The following is a 22,834-nucleotide window of genomic DNA, read 5'->3' as shown; positions in this document are numbered from 1 at the left end:
TGGGCTGTCAAGCGGCATCGACGCGCGGGCCGATGGGGCGGCCGGGTGTGCCGGCAGGGCGGCCCGAGGTTGCTGCTCGCACCCTCGGGTGGCTGTTCCTGTGGCGGCTGGCGTCGAGGTTGATCGGCTGGGTCAGGGCTGACGTCGCGGCTCTGTTGGAGTTGTTCGGTCAGCAGCAGGTCATCAGGTACGACTGCAGCTCGGTCAGCGCCGCGACGGCGCCGTCGCGGTCGGCGCGGTAGTACACCGTCTTCCCCTCGCGCCGCGAGGTTACGATCCGCCCGCGACGCAGCAGGGTCAGCTGCTGCGACGCCGTTGCCTGGCTGATGCCGGCGTGCTCGGCGACTTCCCCGACGGACAGTTCGGCGCCTCGGGAGAACAGCATCATGATCCGCTGTCGCGTTGGACTGCCCAGAGCCTTGAGGAACTCCTGGGTGTCCGGCGCCAGCCCGGTTGGTCCGGCGGCGGGCGCGACCGCCGCGGACTTTGGCTGATCCATGGCCCCACCCTCCCGCATCATCATCATATTGTCATTCAGCGAAACGACGATATGATCATGCCGTGACCATCTCTTCAGAACCAGTCGTGATCGTCGGTGGCGGCCAGTCCGGTCTCGCCGCCGCCCGCGCCGCCCTCGTCGCTGGCCTGCGCCCCGTCGTCCTGGAGGCGGGCGCCGCGCCGGTGGGGTCCTGGCCCGACTACTACGACAGCCTCACCTTGTTCTCCCCGGCCCGATACAGCGCCCTGCCCGGCATGGCCTTCGGCGGGGGAGACCCCGAGCGCTACCCGACCCGCGACGAGGTGGTCGCGTATCTGCGCCGCTACGCCGGCAGCATCGACGCCGAGATCCGCACCGGCGCCCGGGTCACCGCAGTGCACACGCGACCAGGCGGTGGCTACCTCGTCCACACCGACACCGGCGACGAGATCACCGCGGCGGGCATCGTCGCCGCGAGCGGCTCCTTCGGCAACCCGTACCTGCCCGTGCTGCCCGGTCGGGACACCTACGCCGGGGAGGTGCGACACGTAGTGCACTACCGGCGGCCCGAGCCGTATGCCGCCAAGCGGGTCCTCGTCGTGGGTGCCGGGAACTCCGCCGTCCAGGTCGCCTACGAGCTGGCGCAACACGCGCTGGTCACCCTTGCCACCCGGGCACCGATCCAGTTCCTGCCGCAGCGCATCCGTGGTCGGGACCTGCACCACTGGCTCCACGTGACCGGTGCGGACCTGCTGCCCCGGGCGGTGCTCACCCGACTCGTCCGCCACGCGGCAGTGCTCGACAGTGGCGTCTACCGCGACGCGATCACCGCCGGCCAGCTGATCCGCCGGGACATGTTCACCACCTTCACCGCCGATGGCGTCATCTGGTCAGACGGTACGCACGAGGTGGTCGACGCGGTGCTCTTCGCGACCGGCTACCGACCGCACCTCGACTACCTCGCCCCGCTCGGAGCCCTGGATGACGGCATGCCTCGCCACGCGGCGGGTGTCTCCACGAGCCACCGGGGGTTGGTCTACCTCGGGCTGGAGTTCCAGCGGTCGTTCTCGTCCAACACGCTGCGCGGCGTCGGACGCGACGCTTCCCACGTCGTCGCGGCTCTGGCTGGCGGCGCGTCCGGCGGATCGTGGCGCCGCCGGCCGCCTATGAGGCGGTCGCCGGTTCGACGGTGAGCAGCGCGGCGAGTTGGCGCAGGTTCGCCGGTCGGGCCCGGTAGTACACCCATGTGCCGCGCCGCTCGGCGTCGACCAGGCCGGCCTCGCGCAGGGTCCTGAGGTGATGCGAGATGGTCGGACCGGTGAGGTCGAAGGCGGGGGTGAGATCACAGACGCACACCTCGCCGTTGTCGGCGGAGGCGATCATCGACATCAGCTGAAGGCGAACCGGGTCGCCGAGGGCCTTGAACGCCGGCGCGAGCAGCGCGGCGGTCTCGGCCGGCACGCGGTGCTGAGCCAAGGGTTGGCAGCAGAACCCCTCGCTGGTCACGTCGGTGAGGGTGAGCGGCGCAGCTTGCTTCGACATTCCTCTAGGTTGACATCTCTCTAATCAACGTGCAACCCTCTGTTTCGACGGACGTCAAGACAGTGGGACAGGGGGGATCATGTTCAGGCTTACGCCCCGATCGAGGGCATCCATGACTGGTGTCCGATTTTGCGACTCCTGCGCCGAGGTGAGCACGATCGAGCAGCGTGCCCGGCGCCGCTTCGACGCGGCACGGGCCGCCTACGCGATCTTTGGTCGATGATCATCGTCAATGGTTGATAGTCTTAATCGTCTATCGCCGATGAACGATGAAAGGGGAGGTGAGGATGGCCGAGTTGCTCGACCGGACGACGGCGCAGACCTACGCGTCCTGGTTCCGGGCGCTGGCCGACCCGACCCGGGTGCAGATCGTCGAGTACCTCGCCCGGCAGGCTCACGCGACGAGCGTGGGGGAGATCGTCACCGCGATCGGCCTGGCGCAGTCCACCGTCTCGCAGCACCTGAAGATCCTCACCGAGGTGCGGTTCGTCCTCGTCGAGCCGGTCGGCACCGCCCGCCACTACCGGATCAACGACGTCTGCGTCGACTGCTTCCCCTCCGCCGCGGACGTGGTCATGGGTCGACCCGCCCCCAGCCCGAACGGAACCTGCTGATGACCGACATCACGGTGCGCCCCCTGCGGGGCGAGGACGCCGAGCGGGTCCTGGGCATCTACCAGGCCGGGCTCGACGCCGGCAACGCCAGCTTCGAGATCACCGCACCGACCTGGTCGGTGTTCGACGCGGCGAAGCTGCCCGATCACCGCTTCGTCGCGGTGGACACCGATGACAGGGTGCTCGGTTGGATCGCCGTCGCACCCACCTCGGCACGCGGCGTCTACGCCGGGGTGGTCGAGCACTCCGTCTACGTCGATCCCGCCGCGCAGGGCCGCGGCATCGCCCGGCTGCTGCTGCACCGGCTGATCACCTCCACCGAGGCCGCCGGCATCTGGACCATCCAGTCCGGAGTCTTCCCCGAGAACGCCGCCAGCCTCACCCTGCACGAGCGGGCCGGCTTCCGGGTCATCGGCGTACGCGAGCGGATCGGTCGTCACCACGGCCGCTGGCGCGACGTCGTCCTGCTCGAGCGGCGCAGCCCCGTCGTCACCTGACCAACCGCAGGCCCTCACCCGTGGGCCCGTCCACCCGTTTGATTCGATAGTTGCCAAAGTAGAGGAGTCTTGCTGATGAGCACCCTGAACGAGCTGCCCGTCATGGTCGTCGGCGCCGGCCCGGTAGGCCTGGCCGCCGCCGCGCACCTGCACGAGCGGGGCATCGCCTTCACCGTCCTCGAAGCCGGCGACACCCCGGGCGCCGCCGTACGCCAGTGGGGGCACGTGCGCGTCTTCTCGCCGTGGCGCTACAACATCGACCCGGCCGCCCGCCGCCTCCTCGACGCGGCCGGTTGGGTCGCCCCCGACCTGGAGACGCTGCCCACCGGAGCGGAGCTGGCCCGCGACTACCTCCAGCCCCTCGCCCAGCTGCCGCAGCTCAAGCCGCACCTGCGCTACGGCACCCGGGTCGAGGCGATCAGCCGCCGGGGCCTGGACCGGCTGCGCACCGCTGGCCGTGACTCCACCCCGTTCCTGATCCGCCTCACCGACGGCGAGGAACTGCTCGCCCGCGCCGTCATCGACGCGTCCGGCACCTGGGACACCCCGAACGTCCTGGGCGCATCCGGCCTGCCCGCCCACGGCGAGACCACCGTCGCCGCGTTCCTGGAGCACGCGCTGCCCGATGTTCTCGGCGCGGCCCGGGACCGCTTCGCCGGCCGGCACACCCTCGTCGTCGGGGCCGGCCACTCCGCCGCGAACACCCTTCTGTCCCTGGCCGAACTGGCCGAGTCCACGCCGGGCACCGCGGTGACCTGGGCGATCCGGGCCGCCTCACCGGCGCGTACCTACGGCGGCGGTGACGCCGACGCCCTCCCGGCGCGTGGCGCCCTGGGCTCCCGGCTGCGCGCGCACGTCGACGCCGGCCGGATCCGGTTGCTCACCGGCTTCTCCGTGCACGCCCTCACCCCGACAGCCGGTCGGGTCACTGTGGTGGTGCGCCACGCCGACGGCGGTGAGGAGTCCGTCACCGTCGACCGGATCGTCGCCGCCACCGGCTTCCGCCCCGACCACTCGATCGCCGCCGAGCTGCGCCTGGACCTCGACCCGATCATGGGCGCCACCCGCGCCCTCGCGCCGCTGATCGACCCGAACGAGCACTCCTGCGGCACCGTTCCCCCACACGGCGTGAACGAACTCGCCCACCCGGAAACCGGCTACTACGCCGTCGGTATGAAGTCCTACGGCCGGGCACCCACGTTCCTCATGGCCACCGGGTACGAGCAGGTCCGCTCCGTCGTCGCCGCCCTCGCCGGCGACTGGGACGCCGCCCACGCCGTCCAGCTCGACCTGCCCGAAACCGGCGTCTGCAGCAGCAACCCCGCCGACTCCGCCACCGGCGACAGCTGCTGCGGGCCGACGTCCGCGGCCGAGCCGGCGGCACGCGGACTCGCCACCGGCATCTCTGGCGGGTTGCTGTCCAGGCCTTTGAACCTGGTCACCCTCGACGCCGCGCCCGCTCAGGCCGGCGGCTGCTGCAGCTGATCTCCACCGCCACGACCGGGCCTTCCCCTACGCCGGTACCACCTGCCGATCGTCGGCGGCGTCGTGGATGGCCATCGAGTCCTGCCGGCCGGGTTCCTCGTTCAGAATGGCGCAGTTCAGCCAGGCCTCCGGGATGGCGAAACCGTCCACGAGTGTGCGCATGTGTGGGCGCAGCTCCTTGAGCAGGCCGTTCACCACGGCAGTGATCGCCTTGGAGCGGGCCGGTGTCAGCCGGCCATGCTCCAGGAACCAACCCTTGTTGGCCTCGATCACGCTGAGCGCGTAGAGGTCGCAGACACGGGAGAGCAGCGCCCGGACCGCGGGGTCGGCGATGTCGTCGATGCCGGCGACGAACGCCTCCAGGGTGACCCGGTCGATGTGCGCGGTGGCGACCGCGAGAACGTGGTCCTGGACGTCGTTGAAGATGTCGAAGGAACGGTCCTTCTTGGTGGCCGCGCCGTTGCGGAGCCGGCGGACAGCGCCGTCGAGGAGGTGCCTCTCGCGGTCCTCGAAGGCCTTGAGCTGCCAGCCGCGGTCGGTGACGGCGACCTCGTCGTCCCGGCCGGGCACCGCGCTGATCAGCCGTTCGATGAGCGAGCGTGCGGCGGTGCGCTCGAGCACCATCTCGCGGACCTGGTCGGCGACGAAGGAAGCGCGTCCCCAGCCGTCCAACGAGCCGAACGCGTCCCGGTGGCCGGTGAGCAGCCCCTTGGCCACCAGTTGCAGCAGCACCGTGTTGTCGCCCTCGAACGTGGTGAAGACGTCGGTGTCCGCCTTCAGACCGGGCAGGCGGTTCTCGGCCAGGTAGCCGGCGCCGCCGCACGCCTCGCGGCACATCTGGATGGTGCGGGTGGCATGCCAGGTCTGCGCCGCCTTGAGGCCGGCGGCCCGGGACTCCAGCTGCCGCTGTCGCTGCTCGTCGACCGGGCCGTCGCCGCCCTGCACCTCGCTGAGCGAGGTGAGCAGCTCGGTCTGGGCGAAGTGCAGGGCGTACGTGGTGGCCAGGGCGGGCAGCAGCTTGCGCTGGTGGGCCAGGTAGTCGTTGATCAACACCTCCCGGTCCGCGCCGGGCGTGCCGAACTGGCGGCGGATGTCGCCGTAGCGCACCGCGATGGTCAGGGCCGACTTGGTGGCCGCGGACGCGGCGCCGCCCACGCTCACCCGGCCGCGGACCAGGGTGCCGAGCATGGTGAAGAAGCGTCGGGAGTCGTTCTCGATCGGGCTCGAGTACGAGCCGTCCTCGGCGACCTGACCGTACCGGTCCAGGAGCATGTCGCGGGGCACTGTCACGTGGTCGAAGCTGAGCCGCCCGTTGTCCACGCCGAGCAGGCCGCCCTTGGGCCCGGCGTCGCCGATCGTCACGCCGGGCAGCGGATTGCCCTGGGCGTCGCGGATCGGGACCAGCCACGCGTGCACGCCGTGCCGTCGACCGTCGGTGATCAGTTGGGCGAAGACCACCGCCATCCGCCCGTCCCGTGCGGCGTTGCCGATGTAGTCCTTGCGGGCCGCCTCGTGTGGCGTGTGCAGGTCGAAGGTCTGGGTCTGCGGGTCGTACGTGCAGGTGGTGCGCAGTTGCTGGACATCGGAGCCGTGGCCGGTCTCGGTCATCGCGAAACAGCCGAAGATCCGACCCGAGATGATGTCCCGCAGGTAGGCGTCGTGGTGTCGTCTGGTGCCGAGGGCGGCGACGGCGCCGCCGAACAGGCCCCACTGCACGCCTGCCTTGACCATCAGCGACAGGTCGACCTGCGCCAGCATCTCGCTGGCCACGATCGACCCGCCGACGTCGGACCTGCCGCCGTACTCGCGGGGAAAGGCCGACGCCATGCCCAGCTCGGCGGGGAGTTCGGTGAGCAGTCGGGTGATCCGCTCCCGTGCCTGGTCACCGGTCTCGCCGTACACCGGGAGGAAGCGCGCGTCGAGGTGGTTCCGGTGGGCGTTGCGGACGTCGGCCCACGGTCCGTCGAGCACGTCTCGCAGGCGAGCGAGGTCGATGTGATCGGGCATGATCCCCCCTCAGCTAACGGGCATAAGGTGCAGACTGTGCCCAATCAAGAATACCGACGCCACGGTGAATGGCTGGGGAAGATCATTGTGAGAGGGGACACCCCGGGACGTTGTGTGATTGTTTCCATCAATCCCGGCCACACTCTGGAACTGCCCTCCAGGTCAGGCGCACAGGTCGCGGCGGCGGTAGCCGATCGTGCCCGCGACCGCTCCTGCTGCGGCGATGCCGGCCATCACCGCCGCGGCCGACCAGGCCGGTGCGGTGGCCGGCACCGCGGCAAGGTGCGCGAACGGGGACAGCGCACGGACCCAGGCGGGCGCGTCGACGCTGTCGGCGAGGACCTGCCACAGGAACCCACCAGCGGCCGGAAGAGCGCCGATCGCCGCGACGGCGCGGGGCCTCCATCCGAGGGCCAGGACGCCGGCCCCCAGGCAGAGCGCCACGATCGGTACGACGTTCCAGGCGCCGGCGAGCGCGCCGACGACCCCGAGACCGGCATGGACAGTGGACGCGCCGGCCCACATGGCAAGGCCCGACAGCGTGATCAGGACCAGCGCGGCGCACCCGGCGACGGTCGCCTCGGCGGCCAACAGCCGTAGTCGGGTCACCGGTGCGGCCAGCACCAGGGTGAGACGCCGCGCATTCTCGTCAGCGGCGATGGCGGCGAGCCGCACCGAGACGAACACCCCGACCGGGACGGCCAGCAGCGTGAACATGGTGGCCGCGTAACCCTCCACAGTGCTGAGTGCGGGGAAGCCGGCCTGGGCCGCCATGGCCGCGAACTGGGGGTTGTCGGTCAGGAACTCGGTCATGGACCGGGCGATCAGGCCCAGGAGCAGGAAGTACGCGCCAGTTCCGGCAGACCACGCGGCCAGCGGTCGCATGGTGCGCCGTACCGCGAAGGCCGGCACCGAACCGAGCAACGCGGTACGCGCCGGCCGGCTGCCGGCCGCCGCCAGAGTCCCGGCGCCGACGTCACGCCGCGCCGCAAGCCGACCTGCGAGGGCCAGCAGCAGGAGCGCGGCACATGTCAGCACCGACACCGGCAGCCCTCGACCGGTGTCGAACGGGCGGGTCAGCGCCACCAGCCCGAACGGGGACAGCCACCGAAGCCAGGCCAGCGCGGGGACACCGTCGCCGACCATCCGCATGAGGAGCCCGACCACCAGCACGGCGGCAGCGGCACCGTTGGCCGCCGACCGGCTGGAGAACAGCTGCGCGCCGACTCCTCCGACGGCGACGAAGAAGAGGCCGACGGCAGCAAGGCCGGTGCCGTGCAGCGCTGCACCGGTGCTTTCCGCTCCTGCGGCGATCATCGCCGTCGCTGTCGCCGCTCCGACAAGGACCGGAACGACGGCCAGCACTCCGAGGTGATGACGGACAGCCTCGGCGAGGGTGTTGCGGCCGGACAGGAGCAGATCCCACCGGCCGGCGTCCTCCTCCCCACGGGTGATTCGGGTGGCAGCCAGCATCGCCCACACACCGAGCAGGACCGCCAGGACGCTCCCCGTACGCCACACCGTGAAACCGCCGGCCTGGTCGAGCGCGACCGGATCGCCGAACAGGGTGCGGATCGCGGGGTTGCGGGCCAGTGCCGCCACGGCGGCCGGATCCAGCGCGTCCGCGCGGTAACCGACCACCACCAGGGCGGACATGCCCGCGCAGACGGCGGTCACGACCACCGCACCCCGGCGTACCTGTCGCACTGCGAGCCCTCGGAGCGCCGGTTGCGGGCGGGTTACCGGCGTCGCGGTCGCTGTCATCGGGGGCTCTGCCCGTAGTAGGCGAGGAAGATCTCCTCCAGGCTCTGCTCGCGGACGACGATCGTCGCCACATCAGCGTCGGCCAGGGCGCGCAGCGCCGCGCCGGGGGAGCCGTTGAGGGTGAATCGCACTGTCGCCGGGCCGTCTTCGTGCAGACCGTCGACGCCGAGGACGCCGGTGAGGTCCGGTGGTGTGCCGGTGAACGTTGCGGCCACCTCGGTGTGGTGCAGCCGGCGTAGCTGGGCGACGGAGGCCACCTCCACCAGTTGGCCGGCGCGTAGGATGCCGACGCGGTCGCAGACGGCCTCGACCTCGGCGAGCTGGTGGGAGCTGAGAAAGACCGTCTGCCCGTTGTCGCGGGCAACCCCGACGGCCTGCCGGAACTGCAGTTCCATGAGCGGATCCAGGCCGCTGGTGGGCTCGTCCAGCACCAGCAGAGGCGCCCGGGTGGCGAACGCCGCGATCAGAGCGACCTTCTGCCGGTTGCCCGTCGAGTAGGTGCCGGCCGGTTTGGACACGTCCAGCGCGAACCGTTGGATGAGTTCGTCGCGGTACGCGGTGTCGGTACCGGGGCCGATACGGGCGAGCAGGTCCAGCACCTCGGCGCCGGTCATCCGAGGCCACAGCGCCACATCCGCCGGTACGTAGGCGAGCCGGCGATGGGCGGCGGCGACGTCGGCGGCGTCGGTGTCGAAGATCCGCGCCCGTCCGGAGGTGGGTCGGGCGAGGCCGAGCAGCAGCCGGATCGTTGTTGACTTTCCGGCGCCGTTGGGGCCGAGGAACCCGAACACCTCGCCCGCCGCGACGTCGAGGGTGAGGTCGTCGAGAGCGAGTAAGCGTCCATACCGCTTGGACAGATTTTCGGTGCGCAGGGCAGAAACGCCCATCGGAGCCTCCAGGAGCCACAGCACGACATGACCTGCCGACCAGACTTCCCGGCGCACCTGATGGGAGAGTACTCCCGGCGCTCGCGGCTCGGGGACCCGCCGGGCTGGCGTTCGGGCTACTGCTTCCGGTGTTCGGCAACGGCCTCAGCGAGATGTCGGCCGGGTGCTGACCTGGATGCCGGGTGGGAAGGCCGGCGACGATGTGGGCATGACAAGCGACATCGCCCTGCTCACCGAGGACCTGACCAAGTTCTATGGCCAGCGTCGCGGTATCGAAGGGCTCAGCCTGGAGATTCGTGCCGGGGAGGTGGTGGGTTTCCTCGGCCCGAACGGTGCAGGGAAGACCACCACCATCCGGCTGCTGTTGGACTTCCTGCGCCCCACTCGTGGACACGCGACCGTGCTCGGACTCGACCCGCGCCGGGACAAGGCCGCACTGCACCGTCAGATCGGCTATCTGCCCGGCGAGCTCGTGTTTCCCGGGCGGGACAGGGCGGAGGACCTGCTGCGCTTCTTCGCCGCGGCACGCGGCGGCGTGGCCTGGTCGCAGGTGACCGAGCTCGCGGAGCGGCTCGACCTGGACCTCTCACGCCCGGTACGGACGATGAGCAAGGGCAACAAGCAGAAGGTCGGGTTGGTGCAGGCGTTCATGCACCGGCCGGCGGTGCTGGTCCTGGACGAGCCGACCAGTGGGCTGGACCCCCTCATGCAGCAGGAGTTCCTGGCCATGGTCCGCGAGGCCAGACTTGCCGGGCAGACCGTCTTCATGTCCTCTCACGTCCTGGCCGAGGTGCAGCAGGCGGCCGATCGGGTCGCCATCGTCCGCGCCGGCCGGCTGGCCGCGGTCGAGCGGGTCGAGTCACTGGGAAAGCGGGCGGTCCGCGCCGTCGAGATTCACTTCGATGATCCGGTGGACCCGGCAGAGTTCAGTGTCCTGCCCGGAGTGCGTGACGTGGTGGTGTCCGGGCCGGTACTGAAATGCACTGTCGACGGCCGCATCGACCCGCTGATCAAGGCGGCGGCGCGTCATGAGGTGATGGACATGTTGTCGGCCGAACCCGACCTGGAAGAGACGTTCCTGTCGTTCTACTACCACGGGGAAGGAGCCGGCGATGCTTCCCGCGCTGGTGCGTAAGAGCTGGCGGGACGACCGCCTGGCATTGATCGGTTGGGCCGGTGGCGTCGCCGCCTTCACCGCCATCTACACCTCGTTCTACAGCCAGTTCCAGGGAGCTGCGGAGCTGAAGCAGGACGCGTTGCCCCAGGGCATGTTGGACTTCCTCGGCATCGCCGACATGCTGTCGCCCGCCGGCTATCTGCAGGCGACCATCTTCAGCCTGGTCGGCCCACTGCTGGTCCTGATGTGCGCCATCACGCTGGCCGCCCGCACGATCGCTCGACCGGAGGAGGACGGTGGCATGGAGCTGATGCTGACCAATCCGGTCTCGCGTGCCGCTTTCGCCTGGCAACGGCTGGCCGCCGCCGGGAGCGCGCTCACCGGAATCGCCGCCATCCCGTGGATCCTGCTGATGATTATTGTTCCCTGGATCGGCATGGACATCCCGCTGTCCAACGTCGCCGCCGCGTCCGCCGGTCTGGTCGCCCTGGTGTGGTGTTTCGCCGGCATCGCCTTCCTCGTTGGCGCCGCCACGGGGAAACGGGCTGCCGTTCTCGCGATCACCGGTGGCCTTGCCGTGGCCACCTACATGGCCAACGCCATCGGCGGCATGGTGGACGGGTGGCACTGGGTTCGCTGGCTGTCACCGTTCCACTACTTCATCGGCACCGACCCACTGCACACCGGCTGGCACCCGGCCGAGCTTCTCGCCCTCGTGCTCCTTGGTGCCGCGGCCACGATCGCCGGCGTTATCGTCTTCGACCGCCGCGACATCGGTGTGTAAACCTCAGGTTGGTGGCCGCCGCTCGTCGACGGCCACCACCATGTGGACAAGGAACAGCCCATGAGCGACGACACCTCGCTGGCCGCCGACTGTCAGGATCTGCTGTCCGTCCCGGCCGGTGCCCGGCGTCAGGCGGCGGCCAGCCTGGGTGCCCGCGCAGCGGGTCAAGGGCTCAAGCTGCGCGAGCTCGTTACCGGTCTGCTGGATGCCACAACCGCCCACTGGAGCGCCAGCCCGGTCGCGTCGACCGACACTGCGCCCGCCGTGCATTCTCGCGCCGAGACACTCCTGGACACCGCGCGTGTCCTGCTCACCGCCGCCCTGGACGGGTACGCCCGGCAGAACCGTGCCGAGCTCGATCGCCACGACAACGAACGTTCCGTGTTCGTCAACGACCTGCTCACCGGTAGGGCCGATCCCGGTGACCTGGCCGAGCGCGCACACCGATATGGCATCCGCCTGTCGGCCACCCACACCGTCCTCATCGCCCGTGCGGCCGGCCTGACCACCGGCATCACGCACCGCATCGATGCCGCACTGGCCTCCAGGTTCGGCGAAGGCAACACCCTCACCACTCTCCGCGACGGCGACGTGGTCTGCATCAGCGCCGGCGGTCTACGCGGCATCGCGGCCGAACTCGCCCACCTGCTCCTCACCGAGCTCGGCGCGGGCAACTGGCAGATTGCCGTCGGGCGTACCCAACCAGGGGTGCATGGCCTGGCCACCTCCCTCGACGAGGCCCGCCACACCCTCGACCACGCCGCCAAGCTCGGCTTCACCACGCCCGTACTCAATGCCGCCGATCTGTTGGTGTTCCCCGTGCTCCTGCGTGACCGCGACGCCATCACCGACCTGGTGACCACGGTCCTCGGGCCACTGACCACGGCGCGCGGCGGTGCCGAGCCGTACCTGGAGACCCTGTCGGTGCTCTTCGACAATCAGGGCAACCACACCGCGACCGCCCGGCAGATGCACCTGTCCGTTCGTGCGATCACCTATCGCCTCGACCGCATCCGGGATCTGACCGGCTACCACCCCGGGGAGCCGACCCAACGGTTCACGCTGCAAACAGCCGTACTCGGCGCTCGACTGCTCGGCTGGCCGCGATAGCCCAGGAGCACCGGATCAGGAAGGCGTCGTCCGGGTCGTCTGCTCCTCGTAGACGTCGGGCACTCCGTCGGCGTCGCTGTCGCGTTCCTCCAGGGCGCAGACCCCCTGGTAGTGCCGATTGCGAGCGCGTAGGACGACGGTGGCCAGCGCCGCTGACAGCAGCGACCCGAGCAGGACTCCGATCTTGGAGTGGTCGTCGCGTTCGGTGCCGGCGCCGAAGGCCAGTTCGCCGATCAGGAGCGACACGGTGAAACCGACCCCGGCCAGCAGTGCCAGCCCTGCCATGTCCCACCAGACGAGCCCTTCGGCGAGCCGGGCCCGGGTGAATCGCTGCACCAGCCAGGTGGCGCCGAGGACGCCGGCGGCTTTCCCCAGCACCAACCCGACCATCACCCCCAGGGCGACCGAGTCGGTCAGGGTCGCGCCCAGGCCGCCCGCCCCGGCGAGCGAGACGCCGGCGGCGAAGAACGCGAACACCGGGACCGCGACCCCGGCGGACAGGGGCCGGATGCGGTGTTCGAAGTGTTCTGCCAGGCCAGGGCCGGGCCCCGGTTTGCGGCGTAGCACCGGCACGGTGAAGGCCAGCGCGACCCCGGCGACGGTGGCATGCACACCGGAGGCGTGCACGAGCGCCCACGTCGTGATGGCCAGCGGCAGGAGCAGCCACCAGGACCGCACCCGGCGCTGTACCAGCAGACCGAACAGCGCCATCGGGGCCAGCGCCAGCAGCAGCGGCCCGAAGTGCAGGGAACTGGTGTAGAAGACCGCGATGATCACAATGGCCAGCAGATCGTCGACCACGGCGAGAGTGAGCAGAAAGGTCCGCATCGCCGAGGGCAGACTTGTGTTGATCACCCCGAGCACGGCGAGGGCGAACGCGATGTCCGTGGCGGTCGGGATCGCCCATCCGGTCAACGCCCCGTCGTCGGCCCCGACGTTGAACGCCACGTAGATCAGCGCCGGTAGCGCCATGCCGCCGAGTGCGGCAGCGACGGGGAGCATCGCCCGGCGGGGCTCGCGCAGGTCACCGGCGACGAACTCGCGCTTGAGCTCCAGCCCCGCGACGAAGAAGAAGATCGCTAACAGGCCGTCGGCGGCCCACTGTGCCAATGAGAGATCGAGGTGCAGCGCGCCCGGTCCCACTGTGGCGTCGGAGAGGGAGCGGTACGCCTCGGACCAGGGCGAGTTCGCCCAGGCGAGGGCAAGCACCGCGGCCACCAGCAGCAGCACCCCACCAACTGTTTCGGTCCGCAGGATGTCCCCGATCCGGCGTACCTCGGGCCAACTCCTGCGGCTGAGCAGCAGTGGCGTACGGTTCGCCGGTGGTTTGGCCATCGGGATCCTCCGGTGGGGTCGGTGACAGAATCGCCGACCAGTCTTCCCGGCACACCGGCTTCCACGTTAGCCAAACGACGACCATCAGGATGTCACCGCCCCTGGGGCGTGACAGAGCCCGATCCGCTGCTACGCAGCGCGCGGTGTGGTTACCCCTGGTAGTGGCTACGCCGTGGGCCGCTGAGCCGCAACGTGTTGCAGATGTCGAAGACGCCGGGCACGTCGGAAGCGAGTTCCGCCGCGACCTGCCGGGTGTTCGGGTCACTCACCACGCCGGCGAGGATGACGACCCGGTTCTGCACGGAGACGACGATCTGCTGGCGCCGGGTGGTCCAGTCGATGCTCAGGCGCTGCGCGACGAGCGCCTCGATGCGTCGGTCCTCGTGATCCGGCTCGGGCCGGTTCGGGGTGTCGCCGAACCAGTTCTCGTCGGGTAATGGCCATGGCAGGTACACGGTCAGCTCCTTGCTCGTGGCGAAGCGGGGGCGGAATCGCGGCCGGTGAGACGTCCACGTCGGGCACCTGTGCCGTCGCTGCGTCGCCCCCGGTTCACGGGGCGTCGGACGGTTGGGGCTTGGCGGTGGCGACGACGAGCACGACGCCGCAGCCGGCGAGGCCGACCTGGATGACCAGGGTCAGGAGGTTGAGGGTGCCGGTGTCGATGCCCGCGAGCCGGGCGAGGATGGTGCCCGCCAGCGCGGCGACCACCCCGACGGACACGGTCAGCCAGATCGGGGCTTCCCGGCGTCCCGGGATGACGAGCCTGCCGAGCAGGCCACTTGCGACGCCGACAAGGAGCGCGGTGACGAGACCGGCGATGCTCATGGGCTTCCTCGGGTGTCCTCGGAGTACGGGTGCCGAAGCGGGTGGCAGCCGGTCTCGACGTACGCCACGGGGAGCACCGGCCGATCCAGGTCGATCAGGAACGGGCGGCCGTCGCGGCGGAGGGCGTGCGCTCCGACGCCGAACCCTCGGACAACTGGGCGAGGGCGTCCTCGCGGCTGTCGAAGATGGGGAAGGCCCCGTCCAGGCGCATCGTGTGCAGGACGGTGCGGACGAACCGTGATGGCGCGGCCAGGCAGAGCCTGGCCCCACGGTCTCGGGCGTCGCGGTGGGCGCGGACCAGGAGGCCCAGGCCGGTGGAGTCGATGAGGTGTACCCGGCTCAGGTCGACCACGATGTGCCCGCCCATCTCAGCGGCGTGCCGCAGGGCGTTGCGCAGCGTCTCGCCGGTGTCGAGATCGACGTCACCGGCGGCGGCGACAACTGTCACGTCGTCCACGTGGTCGATGCCGAGGATCCCGCCGGGACCGTGGTCCCCGCACGACGCGTGGCCACCACCGGCGGGCGGCAGCAGGCTGCAGTGCGGGCAGCGGTGCGGGCCGGTGGCGAACGGGGAACCGCTCCACCCCTGTTCGGATACCAGGGTCCAGACGACCTCCGCGTCGGGGAGCACGCACGCGGTGGCCTTGACGGAGTCGCCGCAGGTGTCGCAGATCAGGGTCATCAGGTGGTCGTCCGGGACTACGGTCATTCTGCTGGTCCTTCCTGGGGCCGTGTCCTCGCGTGCGGTGGGACACGGCGTTCGTGCAGAGCCGGAGCTGGGCCGCTCCCGAGCCCTGATGGTCGGCGACCCGGATAGCGTTCAGCCCGAGGTGAAAAGGTGGGACGCTCCGTCAGGTCGCGGCCCTGACCGAGGCGCGGCCGTGAGCGACCAACGCCGGCGGTGCGGCGGTGGGTCCCCGCTCCGCCGGCGGCGTGCCGGGCGGCGACGAGGGGGCGGTGTCGACGATCGGCAGGATCTGGTCCAGACGGGCGGTGTGCAGGATGCGCCGGATGCGCGGGTTCGGGTTGCGGACGGTGAGGACCCCGTCGAGCCGGGCGAGTCGCCGGTGCACATCGAGCAGGAGGCCGATGGCGGCGGCGTCGATGTGCCGGCAGCCCGACAGGTCGACCACCACCTGTGCGGGACGCAGGGCCACCAGTCGGTCGAACACTGCTCCGGTCGCCGGCAGGCAGGCCAGGTCGAACTCGGTGACGCACACCTCGACCAGCGGCAGCGTGCACGGCGTGGTTGTCAGCGGTCCGGTCACGGGCACACACCCCCTTTTTCTTCGCGGACGCGGTCGACTAGGACCCTGCCGTGCCCGCTTGGCGGTCACCACGCGGATCTGTGACAGTTCCGTGACAAATCTGCCAACCTGCCGTCGCGGTTGGCAGCCGAGCCGGTCGTCTGGGGATGATGCCCGGTATGACGGCCGTACTGGTGATCGAGGACGACGACCGCATCCGTTTGGCGTTGCTGCTCGCACTCGAGGACGAAGGCTATGACGCTCTCGGCGCGGCCACCGCAGAAGAGGGCCTGCGCGTGCAGCGCCGCGACCCGGCCGACTACGTGCTCGTCGACCTGATGCTGCCCGGTCTCGACGGGTTCGAGTGCATCCGACAGCTGCGCCGTGACGATGACGTGCCGATCGTGGTGGTCAGCGCCCGCGACGACACCCACGACATCGTCGCCGCCCTCGAAGCCGGGGCCGACGACTACGTCGTCAAGCCGGTAGCGATCAAGGAACTGACCGCCCGACTGCGCGCCCTGCGGCGCCGTGCCCGTACCGGTGCCGCGGGGCACACGCCGGAGCCCGTGCCGGTGCTCGTGGTCGGCGAGCTGGAGATCAGCCCCGACGGGGGAGAGATCCGCCGCGCCGGCCAACCCGTACCGGTCACCCGCACCGAGTTCCGGCTGCTGTGCGAGCTGGCCGAGCACGCCGGCCGGGTGCTGTCCCGCCAGCAACTGCTGGAACGGGTCTGGGGGTACGACAGCGGAGACGAGCGGCTCGTCGACGTCCACGTGGGCCGGCTGCGGCAGAAGATCGAGCCCGACCCGGCGAACCCGCGGCACCTGGTCACCCTGCGGGGCCTGGGCTACAAGCTGCAGCGATGAGACGCCTCGGACTGCGTACCCGGGTGACCGCCGCGTTCGCCGTCGGCGCGCTCCTGCTTTCGGCGTCGATGGCCCTGATCTCCTACGACCTGACCCGCCGGTCCCTGCTCGACGAGCGGGAACGCACCGCCCTGCGCGCCGCCTACTTCGACGCCACAGTCGTTCGCGCCGGGATCGACACGGACACCCCGGACGTGGTGGAGGTGCTCCGGTCGTTGGACACCGGGGGAAGCCGTCGGCCGGTGCTGCACCTCAACGGCGAGTGGTACGCGCGCGCCGCCGATCCGGGCACCACCGCCGCCATCCCCGCCGAGCTGCGTCGGGTCGTCGCCGCCGGGGAACCCGCCGTGCAGCGGGTACGCGTCGATGGGCAGTCCGCCCTGGTGGTCGGGGTGCCGCTGTCCGCGTCCGCGGCGTACTTCGAGGTCAACTCGCTGCGGGAGCTGGAGCAGACGTTCCAGGTTCTGGCCCTCGCGCTGACCACCGTCGCGATCATGGTCGCCGGGTCCGGGGCGGCACTCGGCTGGTACGCCACCCGGCACGGGCTGCGCCCGCTGACCGCTGTCGCCGACGCGGCCGAGAAGATCGCGGCCGGCGACTTCAGCGCCCGCCTCGACACGGCCACCGACCCCGACCTGACCCGCCTGTCCTCCTCGTTCAACCAGATGGTCGACCGCCTCGCCCACCGCATCGAACGGGACCGCCGGTTCGCCGCCGACGTCAGCCACGAGCTGCGCTCGCCGTTGCAGACCCTCGCCGCGGCGGCCAGTGTCCTGGCCCGCCGTCGGGAACACCAGGACGAACGGACCGCCATCGCGGCCGGGCTCGTCGCCGACGAGATCGACCGTTTCCAGCGGCTCGTCAACGACCTGATCGACCTGGCCCGCAGCGACCAGCCCGCCCACCGGGCCCCCGTGGACGTCGTGGCGCTGGCCCGCGACGCCTGCCGCGCCCTCGACCTGCCCACGACGCTCATCCAGCTCGCCCCCGACGTGCCGGCGACGTGGCTGGTGGAGCGGCGCCGCGTCGCGCAGGTCCTGGCGAACCTGCTCGACAACGCGGTGACCTACGGGGGTGGTCCCGCCGGCGTCCGGCTGGGTCGCGACGGTGCCGCCGGAGTCATCGAGGTCGAGGATGACGGACCGGGCGTGCCCGTCGAGGACCGCGAGGCGATCTTCGACCGTTTCGTTCGGGGGCGGGCGGCGCACACCCGCGGCACCGGCGACGGCACAGGGCTCGGGCTCGCGCTGGTCGCGCAGCACGCCGCGGCACATGGCGGACACGTCACCGTCGGCGACCGGCCCGGCGGCGGCGCCCGCTTCCGCGTCACCCTGCCGGGGAGCCTGCCGTGAAACATCGTCATCTCGTCGTCCTGGCGGTTGCCGCGCTGCTGAGCGGCTGCAGCATCCCGACCGATGACGCCCCCCGGGTGGTGCAGGCACCGCAGGGGCCATTCCAGAGCTCCGCGTCCGCCGACACGAGCGCGCCGGTCGGCCCGGCCGCCGAGACGCTCTGCTTCGTGCGGGACAACCGGATCATCCCGTTCGTCCGGCGGGTCGACCGGCCACCCACCGTCGAGGAACAACTGCGCCATCTGCTGGCCGGACCCACGGCGGCCGAACGTGACACCGACCTGACCACCGCGCTGGCGGGAGCGGTCAACGCCGCCGGGGTCACGGTGACCGGCACCGAGGCCCGCGTCGTGGTCGACACACCCGGTGAGGAGACCGGCCGCAGCGACGAGGTCCTCGCGTTCGGGCAGATCGTCTGCACCCTCACCAGCCGTGACGACGTCACCACCGTCACGTTCTCCCGTGACGGCCGGCCGCTCCGGGTGCCCCGCGCGGACGGTTCACTGTCCGAACAGCCCCTCACCCGCGTCGATTTCGCCCCGCTGATCGCCCCTCGTTGACAGTCGTCCATCCTGCGCCGGTACGGGCACCGCGCCGGGTGGTGCGGGCGGGCCCGGCGATGGTGCCGGGCCCGCCCGTGTCAGCTGATCAGGCGAGGGGAGCGAGCCGGAACTGCTGGTTGGTCTGGCCGTGGCAGTCGTACAGCTGGATCTGGGCTCCGTTGCTGGTGCTCCAGACGTCCAGGCATCGCCCGGACTGGACGCTGCTGATGGTGCCGTTGGAGTTGACGTTCCACTGCTGGTTGGTCTGGCTGTGGCAGCTGTAGATCTGCACCGCCGCGCCGTTGCCGGAGCCGGCGGCGTCGAGGCACATGGTGCCGTACACCTGTAGTTGTTTGCCCGAGGTGTAGGTCCAGGCCTGGTTGGTCTGCTTGTTGCAGGTGTAGAGCTGAACCCGGGTGCCGTTGGTGGTCGCCGCGTTGGGCACGTCGACGCACCGACCGGACTGGGTGCCGACGATTTCGCTGGCCGAGGCGGGCGGGTTCGTGGGCGGGTCGGTGGGCGGGTCGGTCGGCGGGGTGGTCGGCGTCGTCGGCAGCAACGGGCAGGTGCTGCGGGAGGTGACCACACCGCTGGAGTCCAGCAGCGGGCAGAGGAACTGGCTGTACCGGGCGTCGTTGTCGATGAACATCTTGAGGAACGGCAACATGGTCCGGATCATCACCGGGTTCGAGCGTCCGACCATGAACCCGTGGTCAGCGCCGGCGACCTCCAGGTACATACTCTCCGTCGTGCTCGGCAGGCTGTTGTACAGGCCGGTGGCGTAGGACGGGGTGACGACCGTGTCGGCCTGCCCGGAGAAGATCATTGTGGGCACCCGGTCGTTGGCCAGGTTCGATGACGGCGAGTACGGCGCGATGCCGACCGCGGCCTTCAACGACGATCGCCGGATGGCGGCACTCAGCGCGCCACCGCCGCCCATGGAGTGACCGGCGACCGCCAGCCGGGTGGGGTCGACGCGGTCGCGTACCGGGCTCTGCTGGGTCAGGTAGTCCAGCGCGGCGAGCAACTGGGTGCCCCGGGCGGTGTCGAAGTCGTTACGGCTGTTCGTCTCGATGCCGATCACGACGAAGCCGTGCGAGGCCAGCCACGGCCCCATCCAGGCCAGTTCCGCGGAGAACAACGCTGTGTAGCCCGGCGAGATCGCGATGGCCCCGAAGGTGCCCTGGCTGGTGTCGGTCGGGTAGTAGATCCGGCCGCCGTTGAAGCCGTACCCGGTCGGGACGCTGACGGAGGTGTTGGCGAACGGGCCGTTCTCCGTGGCGACGCTGGTCCGGGTCGGGTCCGGGCCGCGCTGGTACGGGTTGTCGGCGGCCGACGCCGATCCGGTCGCCACGGTGATGGAGAGCAGGCCGACCGCGGCGGCGAGCCCGGCCGCGGCGAGCGTGAAGATCCCTCGCCGGCGCCGGGGGGACACCCGGGTCGTGTCGGCGTCTCCCGGGGACGGGGGATGGTTGGCGTGTCCTGGCACTGTCGTACCTCCTGGTGGTGGATGGATGCGGGGCGGGCGAGCTCGCGCGAGCCCACCCGCCCCGGCGGTGTCCGATCGTCAGCGCTGCAGGGTCAGCAGACCCGGCCGGTACGGCAGGAGGCCGTAGTCGCCGCCGGAACTGGGGGAACGACCCTGGTAGAGCAGTTGCAGGTTGCACGCGTCGACGGTCATGGTCTGGTCGGCGCTGGTCCGCAGCAACTCACCGTGGCTGATGTCGTTGGTCCAGGTGGCACCGCTGTTGGCCTTGCCTGCGAACGGGTTGCTCTCGGACGTGGCCTGCGGCGTCCACGTGCCACCCAGGCTGGTGGCGGTGAACGAGCGGAAGTAGCGCCCGTTCGCGCCGATCGCTTCGACGATCATGAGGTACTTGTTCAGGCCCTGGAGCTTGTAGACCTGGACGGCCTCGAAGAGGTTGTTCGTCGAGTCGGTCATGATCGTCGTGTAGTTGGAGCCGAAGCTGCCCGGGAAGTTGCCGATCGGCATGCTCGCCCGGTAGATCCGACCGTTGTCGCCGGCGAAGAACAGGTACATGTTCTGGTCGTCGCCGATGAGCGCCTGGTCGATCGGGCCGGTGTTGGAGTTGGAGATGCTGCCGGTGAACAGCGTCTGCGCCGCCGACCATCCGTTCGGGTTCGTCGGGTCACTCGAGGTCCGGTACGAGAAGGCCGGGCCGCCCCACTGGTAGGCCAGCACCCAGATGTTGCGCGGGGCGAAGTAGAACAGCGACGGCGCGACGGTCGCCGAGTTCATCGCGTTCTGGCTGGCCGAGCCCATCTGCGAGTAGTTGCTGAAGAGGCCGAAGTTCATCGAGCCCCAGGTGGTTCCGGTGTCGTGCGTGGTGGCGTAGACGAGCTGCTGCCCGTTGTACGGCGCGACGGTGAAGTCCTTCAGCGACACCCACCCCGACCTCGGCTGGGCCAGCGCACCCGTCGACGACCACCGGTACGACGAGGGCAGGTCGCACGCGCCGCCGGTCGGCGGCGGCGTGGTCGGCGTCGGGGTGGGCGTCTGGGTGCCACCGCCGAGGGAGGCGAGCCGGAACTGCTGGTTGGTCTGGCCGTGGCAGTCGTACAGCTGGATCTGGGCTCCGTTGCTGGTGCTCCAGACGTCCAGGCATCGCCCGGACTGGACGCTGCTGATGGTGCCGTTGGAGTTGACGTTCCACTGTTGGTTGGTCTGGCTGTGGCAGCTGTAGATCTGCACCGCCGCGCCGTTGCCGGAGCCGGCGGCGTCGAGGCACATGGTGCCGTACACCTGTAGTTGTTTGCCCGAGGTGTAGGTCCAGGCCTGGTTGGTCTGCTTGTTGCAGGTGTAGAGCTGAACCCGGGTGCCGTTGGTGGTCGCCGCGTTGGGCACGTCGACGCACCGACCGGACTGGGTGCCGACGATTTCGCTGGCCGAGCCGGGCGGGTTCGTGGGCGGGTCGGTCGGCGGGTCGGTCGGCGGGTTGGTGGGAGTGGCGCTGTTCAGCGCCTCCAGCGTGGCGTTGTAGGCGGCCTTCTTGTTGCCGTTGCACTCGAAGAGCAGCGGGGTGCCGCCGGAGCGCCACGAGTCGCAGTCCCGCACCCCCCACACGGTGACCCCGTTGCAGCGGGCCACGGCCAGGCAGTCGTTGACCACGCTGCGGTAGGTGTTGGCCTGCGTCGTGCCGGAGCCTTCGATGTCCAGCTCGGTGACCTGCACGTCCACCCCGAGGGCGGCGAAGCTGGACAGCGTCGTGCGGTAGTTGCTGTTGTACGGCGAGTTGGCGTTGAAGTGCGACTGGAACCCGACGCAGTCGATCGGCACGCCCCGGGACTTGAAGTCGCGCACCATGTTGTAGACCGCCTGGGTCTTGGCCCAGGTCCAGTTGTCGGTGTTGTAGTCGTTGTAGCAGAGCTTCGCGTTCGGGTCCGCCGCGTCGGCGGCGCGGAACGCGGCCTCGATCCAGTCGTTGCCGGTGCGCTGCAGGTTCGAGTTACGACGGGCGCCGCTGTTGCCGTCCTCGAACGCCTCGTTCACCACATCCCACGAGTGGATCTTGCCCCGGTAGTAGGTGGCCACCCGGGTGACGTGGTTCAGCATCGCGCTGCGCAGCGCGGAGCCCTCCATGCCCTGCATCCAGCTCGGCTGCTGGGAGTGCCAGGCCAGGGTGTGGCCCCGCACCTTCCAACCCCGGGAGGTGGCATGGTTCACGATCCGGTCCGCGTTGCCGAAGGTGAAGTTGTTCTGCTGCGGCTCGGTCGCGTCGATCTTCATTTCGTTCTCGGGCGTGACGCTGTTGAACTCGCGGTTCAGGATCGTCGTGTACGCGCTGTCACCGAGCTTGTTCGCGGCGACGGCGGCGCCGAAGTAGCGGCCGGACTGGGCTGCGGCGGCGCCGAGGGTCGTCTCGGCGGCCTGGGCCAGATTGGGGAGCAGCGACACGATCAGGGTCAGAATTATCGCGGCGGTTCCGGAAAGAGTGAGCGTTCGCAGTCGGGTATGCCCGGTGAGACGGGTCCGGGAAGGCATGCTGATCCTCCGGTGGTGGGATAGGAAGAGCTCTGGCGCTGTTCGAGTGGGTGGCCCCGCCGGATGGCGGTGGTCACCGTGCTGAGTCCGCCCGAGCGGGCCGGCGGCGGTCTCAGGTGGTGGCCCGGATGCGGGTCGCTCGGGCTACTTGACCAGCGGGTGGAGCGTTGCGATGAGTGGGTCCGGTCGCCCGCCGGGACATGGTTGCGGGCGCTGGTACCGCAGGGTGGTGGATGTGGTCACCTGGCAGGTGGGTGGGCCTGACGGTTGCGTGAGGCGCCTCCTCCGCGGAAGGATCTTGTTAACGTTCACACCTGTCGATGGCTCCCAGGCTGGCAGAAAAATCCTGGGTTTTCAACCGGTAGTTTCGGACCTG

Annotated in this window: 22 protein-coding genes; 10 read left to right on the top strand and 12 right to left on the bottom strand. The window is 70.3% G+C overall.

What is annotated here, in order from left to right; genetic code table 11:
• Positions 1-169: 169 nt before the first annotated feature.
• Positions 170-499 carry an ArsR/SmtB family transcription factor gene (locus QSK15_RS21485; protein ID WP_285795953.1) on the bottom strand — a complete coding sequence of 110 codons (330 nt, stop codon included), beginning with the start codon at positions 497-499 and terminating at the stop codon, positions 170-172.
• Between the two features lie 62 nt (positions 500-561).
• Between QSK15_RS21485 and QSK15_RS21480 the strand changes: the two genes are divergently transcribed.
• On the top strand, positions 562-1,671 hold the full coding sequence (locus QSK15_RS21480) for a flavin-containing monooxygenase (protein ID WP_285795952.1): 1,110 nt from the start codon (positions 562-564) through the stop codon (positions 1,669-1,671).
• On the opposite strand, the gene QSK15_RS21475 is transcribed toward QSK15_RS21480, so the two are convergent.
• Positions 1,643-2,020, bottom strand: a complete 378-nt coding sequence (locus QSK15_RS21475; protein WP_285795951.1) for an ArsR/SmtB family transcription factor — start codon at positions 2,018-2,020, stop codon at positions 1,643-1,645. The two genes, QSK15_RS21480 and QSK15_RS21475, sit on opposite strands and share 29 nt — an antisense overlap.
• 287 nt (positions 2,021-2,307) lie before the next feature.
• Between QSK15_RS21475 and QSK15_RS21470 the strand changes: the two genes are divergently transcribed.
• From QSK15_RS21470 to QSK15_RS21460, 3 genes are all read left to right on the top strand, one after another.
• A complete protein-coding gene (locus QSK15_RS21470) occupies positions 2,308-2,634 on the top strand; it encodes an ArsR/SmtB family transcription factor (RefSeq protein WP_377618614.1) in 327 nt (108 codons plus the stop codon).
• A complete protein-coding gene (locus tag QSK15_RS21465; protein WP_285795949.1) occupies positions 2,634-3,131 on the top strand; it encodes a GNAT family N-acetyltransferase in 498 nt (165 codons plus the stop codon). The genes QSK15_RS21470 and QSK15_RS21465 overlap by 1 nt, the downstream gene beginning before the upstream one ends.
• Before the next feature lie 75 nt (positions 3,132-3,206).
• Positions 3,207-4,616 (top strand): FAD-dependent oxidoreductase, encoded by a 1,410-nt coding sequence (locus QSK15_RS21460; RefSeq protein WP_285795948.1) that lies wholly within the window; start codon positions 3,207-3,209, stop codon positions 4,614-4,616.
• Positions 4,617-4,643: 27 nt separating this feature from the next.
• On the opposite strand, the gene QSK15_RS21455 is transcribed toward QSK15_RS21460, so the two are convergent.
• The 3 genes from QSK15_RS21455 to QSK15_RS21445 form a co-directional block, all read right to left on the bottom strand.
• The gene (locus QSK15_RS21455) at positions 4,644-6,623 is read right to left on the bottom strand and encodes an acyl-CoA dehydrogenase family protein (RefSeq protein ID WP_285795947.1); all 1,980 of its coding nucleotides are present in this window, start codon (positions 6,621-6,623) and stop codon (positions 4,644-4,646) included.
• 162 nt (positions 6,624-6,785) lie between these two features.
• Positions 6,786-8,387, bottom strand: a complete 1,602-nt coding sequence (locus tag QSK15_RS21450) for an efflux permease Rv1217c-related protein (RefSeq protein WP_502889633.1) — start codon at positions 8,385-8,387, stop codon at positions 6,786-6,788.
• On the bottom strand, positions 8,384-9,274 hold the full coding sequence (locus QSK15_RS21445) for an ABC transporter ATP-binding protein (RefSeq protein ID WP_285795945.1): 891 nt from the start codon (positions 9,272-9,274) through the stop codon (positions 8,384-8,386). The genes QSK15_RS21450 and QSK15_RS21445 overlap by 4 nt, the downstream gene beginning before the upstream one ends.
• 208 nt (positions 9,275-9,482) lie before the next feature.
• Here QSK15_RS21445 and QSK15_RS21440 point away from each other — a divergent pair, with 208 nt between their 5' ends.
• From QSK15_RS21440 to QSK15_RS21430, 3 genes are read left to right on the top strand one after another with little or no spacing between them, the layout of a single operon-like run.
• Positions 9,483-10,409: an ABC transporter ATP-binding protein gene (locus tag QSK15_RS21440; RefSeq protein ID WP_285795944.1), complete on the top strand. Its 927-nt coding sequence runs from the start codon at positions 9,483-9,485 to the stop codon at positions 10,407-10,409.
• On the top strand, positions 10,387-11,175 hold the full coding sequence (locus QSK15_RS21435) for an efflux permease Rv1217c-related protein (RefSeq protein ID WP_285795943.1): 789 nt from the start codon (positions 10,387-10,389) through the stop codon (positions 11,173-11,175). The genes QSK15_RS21440 and QSK15_RS21435 overlap by 23 nt, the downstream gene beginning before the upstream one ends.
• Positions 11,176-11,235: 60 nt before the next feature.
• Complete coding sequence (locus QSK15_RS21430) at positions 11,236-12,285, top strand: PucR family transcriptional regulator (protein WP_285795942.1); 1,050 nt, start codon at positions 11,236-11,238, stop codon at positions 12,283-12,285.
• A 15-nt stretch (positions 12,286-12,300) separates the two neighbouring features.
• On the opposite strand, the gene nhaA is transcribed toward QSK15_RS21430, so the two are convergent.
• The 5 genes from nhaA to QSK15_RS21405 all read right to left on the bottom strand — a co-directional run bounded on the left by nhaA (position 12,301) and on the right by QSK15_RS21405 (position 15,713).
• On the bottom strand, positions 12,301-13,620 hold the full coding sequence (nhaA, locus tag QSK15_RS21425) for a Na+/H+ antiporter NhaA (RefSeq protein ID WP_285795941.1): 1,320 nt from the start codon (positions 13,618-13,620) through the stop codon (positions 12,301-12,303).
• A 149-nt stretch (positions 13,621-13,769) separates the two neighbouring features.
• Positions 13,770-14,075 (bottom strand): BON domain-containing protein, encoded by a 306-nt coding sequence (locus QSK15_RS21420; protein ID WP_285795940.1) that lies wholly within the window; start codon positions 14,073-14,075, stop codon positions 13,770-13,772.
• 94 nt (positions 14,076-14,169) lie between these two features.
• Positions 14,170-14,445 (bottom strand): GlsB/YeaQ/YmgE family stress response membrane protein, encoded by a 276-nt coding sequence (locus QSK15_RS21415; protein WP_285795939.1) that lies wholly within the window; start codon positions 14,443-14,445, stop codon positions 14,170-14,172.
• A 94-nt stretch (positions 14,446-14,539) separates the two neighbouring features.
• Positions 14,540-15,154, bottom strand: coding sequence for an STAS domain-containing protein (locus QSK15_RS21410; RefSeq protein ID WP_285795938.1), 615 nt, complete (start codon positions 15,152-15,154; stop codon positions 14,540-14,542).
• Between the two features lie 142 nt (positions 15,155-15,296).
• Positions 15,297-15,713 (bottom strand): STAS domain-containing protein, encoded by a 417-nt coding sequence (locus QSK15_RS21405; protein WP_285795937.1) that lies wholly within the window; start codon positions 15,711-15,713, stop codon positions 15,297-15,299.
• A gap of 158 nt (positions 15,714-15,871) precedes the next feature.
• Here QSK15_RS21405 and QSK15_RS21400 point away from each other — a divergent pair, with 158 nt between their 5' ends.
• From QSK15_RS21400 to QSK15_RS21390, 3 genes are read left to right on the top strand one after another with little or no spacing between them, the layout of a single operon-like run.
• Positions 15,872-16,561 carry a response regulator transcription factor gene (locus QSK15_RS21400; protein WP_285795936.1) on the top strand — a complete coding sequence of 230 codons (690 nt, stop codon included), beginning with the start codon at positions 15,872-15,874 and terminating at the stop codon, positions 16,559-16,561.
• Entirely contained in the window at positions 16,558-17,913 is a 1,356-nt protein-coding gene (locus tag QSK15_RS21395) for a sensor histidine kinase (protein WP_285795935.1), read from the top strand. The genes QSK15_RS21400 and QSK15_RS21395 overlap by 4 nt, the downstream gene beginning before the upstream one ends.
• Positions 17,910-18,473, top strand: a complete 564-nt coding sequence (locus QSK15_RS21390) for a GerMN domain-containing protein (RefSeq protein WP_285795934.1) — start codon at positions 17,910-17,912, stop codon at positions 18,471-18,473. Before QSK15_RS21395 ends, QSK15_RS21390 begins: the two co-directional genes overlap by 4 nt.
• Before the next feature lie 88 nt (positions 18,474-18,561).
• On the opposite strand, the gene QSK15_RS21385 is transcribed toward QSK15_RS21390, so the two are convergent.
• On the bottom strand, positions 18,562-19,944 hold the full coding sequence (locus QSK15_RS21385) for a poly(ethylene terephthalate) hydrolase family protein (RefSeq protein ID WP_285795933.1): 1,383 nt from the start codon (positions 19,942-19,944) through the stop codon (positions 18,562-18,564).
• Positions 19,945-20,022: 78 nt separating this feature from the next.
• A complete protein-coding gene (locus tag QSK15_RS21380; RefSeq protein WP_285795932.1) occupies positions 20,023-22,458 on the bottom strand; it encodes a non-reducing end alpha-L-arabinofuranosidase family hydrolase in 2,436 nt (811 codons plus the stop codon).
• Between the last annotated feature and the right edge of the window lie 376 nt (positions 22,459-22,834).

Source organism: Micromonospora sp. NBRC 107095, assembly GCF_030269705.1.
Taxonomy (GTDB): Bacteria; Actinomycetota; Actinomycetes; order Mycobacteriales; family Micromonosporaceae; genus Micromonospora; species Micromonospora parva.
This window is presented reverse-complemented; position numbering and strand designations above follow the sequence as displayed.

Bases quoted from the DNA above. Each gene is read 5' to 3' on its own strand.
- QSK15_RS21485 (WP_285795953.1), bottom strand. From the start codon at position 499: ATGGATCAGCCAAAGTCCGCGGCGGTCGCGCCCGCCGCCGGACCAACC.
- QSK15_RS21475 (WP_285795951.1), bottom strand. From the start codon at position 2,020: ATGTCGAAGCAAGCTGCGCCGCTCACCCTCACCGACGTGACCAGCGAG.
- QSK15_RS21470 (WP_377618614.1), top strand. From the start codon at position 2,308: ATGGCCGAGTTGCTCGACCGGACGACGGCGCAGACCTACGCGTCCTGG.
- QSK15_RS21465 (WP_285795949.1), top strand. From the start codon at position 2,634: ATGACCGACATCACGGTGCGCCCCCTGCGGGGCGAGGACGCCGAGCGG.
- QSK15_RS21460 (WP_285795948.1), top strand. From the start codon at position 3,207: ATGAGCACCCTGAACGAGCTGCCCGTCATGGTCGTCGGCGCCGGCCCG.
- QSK15_RS21455 (WP_285795947.1), bottom strand. From the start codon at position 6,623: ATGCCCGATCACATCGACCTCGCTCGCCTGCGAGACGTGCTCGACGGA.
- QSK15_RS21450 (WP_502889633.1), bottom strand. From the start codon at position 8,387: ATGACAGCGACCGCGACGCCGGTAACCCGCCCGCAACCGGCGCTCCGA.
- QSK15_RS21445 (WP_285795945.1), bottom strand. From the start codon at position 9,274: ATGGGCGTTTCTGCCCTGCGCACCGAAAATCTGTCCAAGCGGTATGGA.
- QSK15_RS21440 (WP_285795944.1), top strand. From the start codon at position 9,483: ATGACAAGCGACATCGCCCTGCTCACCGAGGACCTGACCAAGTTCTAT.
- QSK15_RS21435 (WP_285795943.1), top strand. From the start codon at position 10,387: ATGCTTCCCGCGCTGGTGCGTAAGAGCTGGCGGGACGACCGCCTGGCA.
- QSK15_RS21430 (WP_285795942.1), top strand. From the start codon at position 11,236: ATGAGCGACGACACCTCGCTGGCCGCCGACTGTCAGGATCTGCTGTCC.
- nhaA (WP_285795941.1), bottom strand. From the start codon at position 13,620: ATGGCCAAACCACCGGCGAACCGTACGCCACTGCTGCTCAGCCGCAGG.
- QSK15_RS21415 (WP_285795939.1), bottom strand. From the start codon at position 14,445: ATGAGCATCGCCGGTCTCGTCACCGCGCTCCTTGTCGGCGTCGCAAGT.
- QSK15_RS21410 (WP_285795938.1), bottom strand. From the start codon at position 15,154: ATGACCGTAGTCCCGGACGACCACCTGATGACCCTGATCTGCGACACC.
- QSK15_RS21400 (WP_285795936.1), top strand. From the start codon at position 15,872: ATGACGGCCGTACTGGTGATCGAGGACGACGACCGCATCCGTTTGGCG.
- QSK15_RS21395 (WP_285795935.1), top strand. From the start codon at position 16,558: ATGAGACGCCTCGGACTGCGTACCCGGGTGACCGCCGCGTTCGCCGTC.
- QSK15_RS21380 (WP_285795932.1), bottom strand. From the start codon at position 22,458: ATGCCTTCCCGGACCCGTCTCACCGGGCATACCCGACTGCGAACGCTC.